Source organism: Streptomyces sp. CBMA123 (assembly GCF_014596465.1).
In the GTDB taxonomy this organism is placed as follows: domain Bacteria; phylum Actinomycetota; class Actinomycetes; order Streptomycetales; family Streptomycetaceae; genus Kitasatospora.
The window spans coordinates 1-6,918 of sequence record NZ_MECK01000274.1 but is presented as its reverse complement, the minus strand read 5'-3'; the positions used below and the strand labels follow the sequence as shown (position 1 = coordinate 6,918).

Genomic DNA, 6,918 nt, shown 5'->3' with positions numbered 1-6,918 from the left:
CGGCGACCAGCTCGACGGCGCGGCGCTTGACGTCGGGCTGGATCTCGCCGGGGCCGGGCTGCCAGAGCGGTGGGTTGGGCAGCGGGCTCGGGGTCGGCGTCAGCGTTGGTGCCGGCGTCAGCGTCGGTGCCGGCGTTGGTGTCGGCGTCACCGCAGGGGTCGGGGTCACCGTCGGGGTTGGTCCTTCGGTCAGGGCGGACCCCGAACTCGTCGCCGCGGCACGTGGTTCGGCCCCGCCGGAACACCCGGCCACCCCCAGCAGCACCACCGCCGCCCCCGCCCGCAGCACCCCGCGCCGGCCCGCACCCCGGCCACCGTCTCCGAGTCCGTCTCCGCTCGCCATGCGGTCAGTATGCGACCGGCGGCCCCGACCGGGCGCGGGCGTCAGCCCAGACGGCGGATAGGCTCACCCGCCAGGAAGGCCGCGATGTCCTCCACCGCCTCGCCGAAGTACCGCCGGTAGTTGTCCTGCGAGACGTACCCCAGGTGCGGGGTGGCCAGCAGCCGGGGCGCGCGGCGCAGCGGGTGGTCGGCGGGCAGCGGCTCGATGTCGAAGACGTCCACGGCGGCGCCCGCGATCCGGCCGCCGGTGAGCGCGGCGAGCAGCGCGTCCTGGTCGACGATCGCCGCCCGGGAGGTGTTCACCAGGTAGGCCTCGGGCTTCATCAGGGCGAGTTCGGCGGCGCCGATCAGCCCCCGGGTGCCCGCGTTGGACGCCAGGTGGACCGACACGAAGTCGCTCTCCCCGAGCAGTTGCTCCTTCGACCCGGCCCGGCGCACCCCCGCCTCGGCCGCCCGCTCCTCGGTCAGGTTCCGGCTCCAGGCGAGCACGTCCATGCCGAAGGCGAGCCCCACCCGGGCCACCGCGGCGCCGATCCGCCCGAGGCCGAGCAGGCCGAGCGTCCGCCCGTGCAGGTCGGCCCCGACGGTGCTCTGCCAGGGGCCTCCCTCGCGCAGCGCGGTGTTCTCCTGGACGATGCCGCGGGCCAGGCCGAGCAGCAGCGCCCAGGTCAGCTCGACCGGCGGGGTGCCGGAACTGGCGGTGCCGCAGACGGTGACGCCGTGCGCCGCGGCGGCCGCGTGGTCGATCACCGAGTTGCGCATGCCGGAGGCGATCAGCAGCTTGAGCCGGGGGAGCCGGGCGAACAGCGTGGCGGGGAACGGCACCCGCTCGCGCAGGGTGACCACGATGTCGTACTCGGCGAGGGCGGCGGCCAGTTCCTCCTCCGAGCCGTGGTGCTCGCGGAAGGCCGTCACCTCGACCCGGCCGGCCAGCGGGGACCAGTCGGCGGAGCTGGTGGCGACGCCCTGGAAGTCGTCCAGGACGGCGCAGCGAAGGAGCGTCATGCCTGCAGCTAAGCAGACGGGCCACGGCCCCGGGAGCCGCAGCCCGTCACGGTCCCCGGTCCGGACGATCCACGAGGGCGCGCCGAGCTCGGCGCGCAGGACGGCCATCGGGTACCTCGGCTCGCGCGGGTCGGACCAGGCGCCCCGGCCGTCCAGCAGGATCTCCAGCGGGCCCTGCTCGACGGGTTCGGCTCCGTCCGTGCCGGGCAGCCTATCCGGCCGGCCGGCTCAGCCGTCCGGGGTCAGCAGCGCCTCCGCGGTGGCCGTGCGGGCGTACAGCACCCAGCGGCCCGCGCGGTGGGCGCTGACCAGCCGGGCGTCCCGCAGCGCCGTCAGGTACTGGGAGACAGCGGAGGGCGACAGTCCGGTGCGCCGGGCGAGTTCGGCGGTCGAGGCCGGGGCGGCGAGTTCGGCCAGCAGCCGGGTGCGGGAGCGGCCGAGCACCGCCGCCAGCGCCTCCGTACCGGGCGGGGGTGCGGTCGCCCTCCAGAGGCCGCCGATCCCGCGGGCCGGGTAGGCGAGTTGCGGCGGGTCCGGCGGGGCGAACCGGGTGTACAGGGCGGGGCCGGTGAAGGCGGACGGGATGAGCAGCAGGCCCGGCCCGGCCGTGCCGCGGGGCAGCGGGCGGGAGCGCCGGCTCAGCTTCAGGGCGCCGTCCGTCCACCGCAGTTCGGCGTGCAGGTCGTTCAGCGCCCGCTCGGCGCCGTGCTCGGCGGCCTGCCGGGCCCGGTGCCGCACGTCGGCGTCGAGCACCGCGCGGATCCGCGCCCAGTAGGGCGCGAGGGCCAGTTCCCAGTACGCCTCGACCGCCTCGGCGAGCCGCGCCAGCCCGGCCTCCGGGTCGGTGTGCAGGGCCCGCAGCCGGGGACCGAGGGCGCCCTGTTCGGCCGCCAGCCGGTCCAGATCGCGCCGCACCTGCCCGGCGGGGGTGGCCCGGATCGCGGCGAGTTCCCCGCCGAGGGTCGGGGCGGGGCCGGCCGGGGCCGGGTTGATGAAGTCGGGGACGTAGCCGCTCGGCGGCACCAGTTCGGCGAGCAGTCCGGACACCGCCGGGCCGAGCGCCGCCAGCCGGGGCCGCACCTGCTCCGCCCAGGGGCCGTGGACGGCGTGCGGCAGCCCCGAGCGCAGCAGGCGCAGGCTCGGCCCGACCTCCCACATCGGTGCGACCACGAACCGCATCCGCGCCAGGTCGCCCGCCGTGAACCGCAGCTCCGCCAAGGCCCGCCCCCGTGGATTCACACATGTCCGAATCAGTGGCGATCAGACTAGTCCAGCGACGATCATGACCGGCATGACCTCCGCCACCACCCCGACCGCCGCTGTCACCGCCCCCGCCAGCACCCCGACCGCCAGCACCCTGACCGCCGCCGCCTCCGGCACCTGGCAGCTCGGCGACCGCGCCGTCCACCGGATCGGCTTCGGCACGATGCGCCTGCCGCAGACCGGCCCCGCGCTGGTGCCCGACGCCGTACCCCGCGACCGTGACCAGGCCCTGCGGGTGCTGCGCCGCGCGGTCGAGCTGGGCGTCAACCACATCGACACCGCCGCCTTCTACTTCTCCCCGCTGCGCTCCGCCAACGAGCTGGTCAACCGCGCCCTCGCGCCGTACGCCGACGACCTGGTGATCGCCACCAAGGTCGGCCCCGCCCGCGACGCCGACGGCCGGTGGGCCGACCACGCCCGCACCCCCGAGGGGCTGCGTGCCCAGGTCGAGGAGAACCTGCGCCAACTCGGCTGCGACCACCTCGACCTGGTCAACCTGCGCATCCTCGGCACCGACTCGATCGCCGAACGCTTCGGCGCACTCGCCGAGTTGCGGCAGGCCGGCCTGATCCGCCGGCTCGGCCTGTCCAACATCCACCCGCACCAGCTCGCCGAGGCCCAGACCATCGCGCCCGTCAGCTGCGTGCAGAACCCGTACGGCATCGGCGCCCCGGCCGCCCAGGACGAACTGCTGCGGCTCTGCGGCGAGCAGGGCATCGCCTTCGTCCCCTTCTACGCGATCGCCGGCGCCGGGCGCGAGCGGGGCGCCGGCGGCGCGGAACCCGCCGAGGTCCGCACGGTGGCCGAGGCCCGCGGCGTCAGCACCGCCCAGGTCCGGCTCGCCTGGACGCTGCACCGGGGCCCGCACGTCCTCACCATCCCGGGCACCGGCGACGTGGCGCACCTGGAGGACAACATCGCCGCGGGCGCCCTGCGGCTGACCGCCGAGGAACTCGCCCTGCTGGACCGGGCCCACACCGGCTGACCCGGAACCACCGGCGGCCCCACCGGCGTCGCTCCGAGGCAACCGTTCCCGACCCCGGAGCCCGCCCGTGCCCGACATCGCCACCGCCACCGCCACCGCCACCCGCTACCTCTACCTCGCCCGCCACGGCGAGGCCACCCAGGACGGCCCGGACGGCGGCGGCCTCACCCCCGCCGGCCGCCGCCAGGCCGCCCTGCTCGGCCGCCGTCTGGCCGGCCGCCCCCTCACGGCCGTCCACCACGGGCCGCTCCCCCGGGCCGCCGAGACCGCGCGGCTCGTCGGGGAGCAGCTCGACGGGGTGGCGGTGTCGGTCTGCGAGGAGGCCGGCGACTACCTCCCGTACGTCCCCTCGGCCGGTGAACTCCCCGCCGAAAGTGCCGAGTTCATGCTCCGCTTCCTCGCCGGCGCCTCCGCCGAGGAGCGCTCCCGCGGCCCCGAGCTGGCCCGTCGGGCCGTCGACCGCTTCACCGGTCCCGCCCCGGGGCCCGAGGAGCGGCACGAGCTGGTCGTCACCCACGCGTTCCTGATCGGCTGGCTGGTCCGGCACACCCTGGACGCCCCCGCCTGGCGCTGGCTCGGCCTCAACGCGGCCAACGCGGCCCTCACCGTCCTCCGCTTCGCGCCGGGCCGCCCCTCCGCCGTCCTCGTCCTCAACGACCAGACCCACCTGCCCGAGGAGCTCCGCTGGACGGGTTTCCCGCCCGAACTGCGGCTCTGAGGGCCCTGCCTGTCCCCGCACGGGAAGTCGGACGGGAAGTCGGACGGGCCGACTTCCCGTGCCGGCGGCTACCGCCGGGCGGCGGCCTGGTGCAGATGGCGGCTCACATCGCCGACCAGGGTGATCCGGACCAGCCGTTCGGCGAACCGCCAGTGCCCGTCGGCGCGTTCGAAGCGGTCGCGGTAGCGCCCGGCGGCGATGGGTTGCAGCGGCAGCTCGGGCAGGGCCTGGAACACGGTGACGTACGAGCGTGCGAGCGCCGTCCCCGCCGGCTCGTCCACCTCGACGGCGAGGTTGCTGACGACGTGCTGGGTGCGCGGTGTGCCGTCCCCGTGGATGATCACGGTGTCCCGGAACATCCGCTCGATCGCCGCGCGGCCGCGCACCGGCTGGCCGCCGCCCGCGAAGACGGCATCGGCGAGCAGTTCACCCAGCCCCGCGAAGTCCCCGTCGTCCACCAGCTCGGCGTAGCGCGCGATCAGGCGCTCGATGGCCCGGTGGCTTGCCCCCGGATCCCCGGGCACGTCCTTCGACATCGATACCTCTCCTCCCCGCGCCGCCGGGCGGCGCCGGACAGGGCCTAACGCCCGCGTTCCAGGACCAGTTCGGTCCAGCTCACGTCCTGGCGTCCGTGCAGGTCGGGGCGTTCACCGCGGTGGAGCAGCCGCAGGCCCTGGGCCTGCGCCAGGGTGACGGTGTGCTCGGGCGGGACGTCGAACATCCGGCGGCCTGGCGGCACCGGGCCGTGCCGGAGGGTGAGGGCGAGCCGGGCGCCGGGGGCGAGCAGCCGGGCCACGGCGGCTATCGCGGGCGGGCGTTCGACGGGGGCGAGGTGCATCCACACCGCGGTGATCAGGACGAGGTCGAAGCGTTCGCCCGCCGCGCTCAGCCGGGGCAGGGCGGGCAGCTCGTCCGCCACCCACCGCACGCCCGAGTCGGGGTGCAACCGTTCGCCGACGGCCCGCAGTTCCGGGGTCGGTTCGACCGCGACCACCCGGTGGCCGAGCGCGGCGAGGGCGGCCGCGTCACGGCCGGTGCCGGCGCCGACGTCCAGGACGGCGGCGGGCGGGGCCGGGTAGAGGTGCAGCAGTGCGCGGTGGACCTCGGTGAAGTCCACGCTCTCGTACTGGACGGCGAGTTGTTCCGCCGCCTCGCCGTACCCCGCCGTGCCCGGGGCGCTCATTTCGACTCCCGGACGACCACCGCGTCGCCGGCGGCGGCCGCGCCCGCGAAGAAGTCCCGTAGTTCGCGCAGGTCGTGGACGACCCGGCTGGCCCAGGTCTCCGACCAGGGCGGCTCGGCGCCGAGCTGGGCGACCCTGCGGGCGAGCACCGTGTCCTGCTGACGGACGAGTTCGCCGAGCGCGGAGTCCCGCAGGAAGGTGAAGGCGGCCGCGACCTGTTCGGGGCGCAGCACCAGCATGTCGCCCCCGGCCTCCGGGGGTGCTCCGCCGTAGACGGGCAGCCGGGCGGCCGGGTCGGGATGCAGGCCGTTCTCGGTGAGCGCGAGTTCCATCAGGACGGCGGTCTGCCGCACTCCGAGGGCCAGTCCGGCGGCGACCAGCCGGTCGTAGCCGACGTCGCGGCTCCGGGGCACCAGTTCGCCGAGTTCCTCGGGCGAACAGACGTCCACGGCCTGCCCTGGCAGGCGACGCCAGAAGTGATCAACGCTCACCCGGAAAGCGTAGCGAACGGCGGGCCCGGCGATCAGCGGCTCAGGGCCCGTCTCACCATGCGAGCCGTTCGAGTCGCGTCAAGGATCCGCGGGGCGGGGGTTGCGGGGCCGGGGTTGCGAGGCAGGGGCCGCAGGGTGGGGGTTGCGGGGCGCGGGTTCAAGCCTCACCGGGGTGCCAGGTCGGCCATTCCCAGGGGCGGTCGGCCCAGTGCACCTTGGCGGGGTCGTGCGGGTCGAGGCCGGGGAAGAGCTGCTGGACACGGGGTTCGAACTCCTCGGGGGCGAGCGGCTCCCAGCCGTGGCCTTCGAAGTGGACGAGGCGGTAGCGGCTGTCGGTCCGGAACTCGGCGATTTCGACCGGGTGTGCGGACGTGCTGTTGGTCTCCATGACCCCCAGCATGTGGCGCGGCGGCAATCAGCGCCCGCTCAGACCCCTCTTCCGGGTCATGTCCCCGCGTCGGCGCGCTCGTTGAGCAGGGAAAGGTACGGCGGGGGCGGCGCTGGAAGGACAAGCACATGACTGGGCAGCCCACCGGAGGACAGTGGCAGTGGCCGCCGAACGCCTGGCAGCCTCCTCCGGTCCCCATTCCGGCACAGGCCGGACCGCCTCCGACGGGGCCGTCCATGGGGCCGCCGGTGGGCCCGGATCCGGGCCCACCGCGCCGTTCGCGGAAGGCCTGGGCGGTGGCGGCGGGCGGCACGCTCGCGCTGCTGGCCGCCGTGCTGGTGATGTGCGGGCCGGGTTCGGGCGATGACGTCCGGGTGGTGGCATTGCCGGAGGCCTCGCCGTCGGCCACCCCGTCGGAGCTGCTGCCGGTCCTCCCGCCGGCCGGCACCCCCTCGCCCTCCCCGGGGCCCTCCCCCGCGCCGTGGGGCGCCCTGCCGGGCGGCGGTGGCCCGGCCACCGCGGCGGCCGCCCCGGGCGGGGCGG

General features: G+C 76.1%; 8 protein-coding genes and 1 pseudogene. 3 read left to right on the top strand and 6 right to left on the bottom strand.

Annotated elements, in window-relative coordinates:
* Positions 1-384 precede the first annotated feature (384 nt).
* Entirely contained in the window at positions 385-1,347 is a 963-nt protein-coding gene (locus tag BG452_RS26820) for a D-2-hydroxyacid dehydrogenase family protein (RefSeq protein ID WP_188306928.1), read from the bottom strand.
* Between the two features lie 228 nt (positions 1,348-1,575).
* Positions 1,576-2,556 (bottom strand): ArsR/SmtB family transcription factor, encoded by a 981-nt coding sequence (locus BG452_RS26815; RefSeq protein ID WP_223242768.1) that lies wholly within the window; start codon positions 2,554-2,556, stop codon positions 1,576-1,578.
* 82 nt (positions 2,557-2,638) lie between these two features.
* Between BG452_RS26815 and BG452_RS26810 the strand changes: the two genes are divergently transcribed.
* Both BG452_RS26810 and BG452_RS26805 read left to right on the top strand, forming a co-directional pair.
* Positions 2,639-3,595, top strand: coding sequence for an aldo/keto reductase (locus BG452_RS26810; protein ID WP_188306927.1), 957 nt, complete (start codon positions 2,639-2,641; stop codon positions 3,593-3,595).
* Between the two features lie 67 nt (positions 3,596-3,662).
* On the top strand, positions 3,663-4,313 hold the full coding sequence (locus BG452_RS26805) for a histidine phosphatase family protein (protein ID WP_317621243.1): 651 nt from the start codon (positions 3,663-3,665) through the stop codon (positions 4,311-4,313).
* 68 nt (positions 4,314-4,381) lie between these two features.
* Here BG452_RS26805 and BG452_RS26800 read toward each other — a convergent pair whose 3' ends face one another.
* The 4 genes from BG452_RS26800 to BG452_RS26785 all read right to left on the bottom strand — a co-directional run bounded on the left by BG452_RS26800 (position 4,382) and on the right by BG452_RS26785 (position 6,375).
* Positions 4,382-4,849 (bottom strand): nuclear transport factor 2 family protein, encoded by a 468-nt coding sequence (locus BG452_RS26800; RefSeq protein WP_188306926.1) that lies wholly within the window; start codon positions 4,847-4,849, stop codon positions 4,382-4,384.
* Between the two features lie 44 nt (positions 4,850-4,893).
* The gene (locus tag BG452_RS26795; protein ID WP_188306925.1) at positions 4,894-5,496 is read right to left on the bottom strand and encodes a class I SAM-dependent methyltransferase; all 603 of its coding nucleotides are present in this window, start codon (positions 5,494-5,496) and stop codon (positions 4,894-4,896) included.
* Entirely contained in the window at positions 5,493-5,987 is a 495-nt protein-coding gene (locus BG452_RS26790; RefSeq protein ID WP_188306924.1) for a hypothetical protein, read from the bottom strand. Before BG452_RS26790 ends, BG452_RS26795 begins: the two co-directional genes overlap by 4 nt.
* A gap of 157 nt (positions 5,988-6,144) precedes the next feature.
* Positions 6,145-6,375, bottom strand: a complete 231-nt coding sequence (locus BG452_RS26785; RefSeq protein ID WP_188306923.1) for a hypothetical protein — start codon at positions 6,373-6,375, stop codon at positions 6,145-6,147.
* Between the two features lie 236 nt (positions 6,376-6,611).
* Here BG452_RS26785 and BG452_RS26780 point away from each other — a divergent pair.
* Positions 6,612-6,918: pseudogene (locus BG452_RS26780) on the top strand (transcriptional regulator); the annotation flags it as partial.

Excerpts from the sequence above, each read along its gene's own strand:
- BG452_RS26785 (WP_188306923.1), bottom strand. The coding sequence starts at position 6,375 with ATGGAGACCAACAGCACGTCCGCACACCCGGTCGAAATCGCCGAGTTC.
- BG452_RS26800 (WP_188306926.1), bottom strand. The coding sequence starts at position 4,849 with ATGTCGAAGGACGTGCCCGGGGATCCGGGGGCAAGCCACCGGGCCATC.
- BG452_RS26810 (WP_188306927.1), top strand. The coding sequence starts at position 2,639 with ATGACCTCCGCCACCACCCCGACCGCCGCTGTCACCGCCCCCGCCAGC.
- BG452_RS26820 (WP_188306928.1), bottom strand. The coding sequence starts at position 1,347 with ATGACGCTCCTTCGCTGCGCCGTCCTGGACGACTTCCAGGGCGTCGCC.
- BG452_RS26795 (WP_188306925.1), bottom strand. The coding sequence starts at position 5,496 with ATGAGCGCCCCGGGCACGGCGGGGTACGGCGAGGCGGCGGAACAACTC.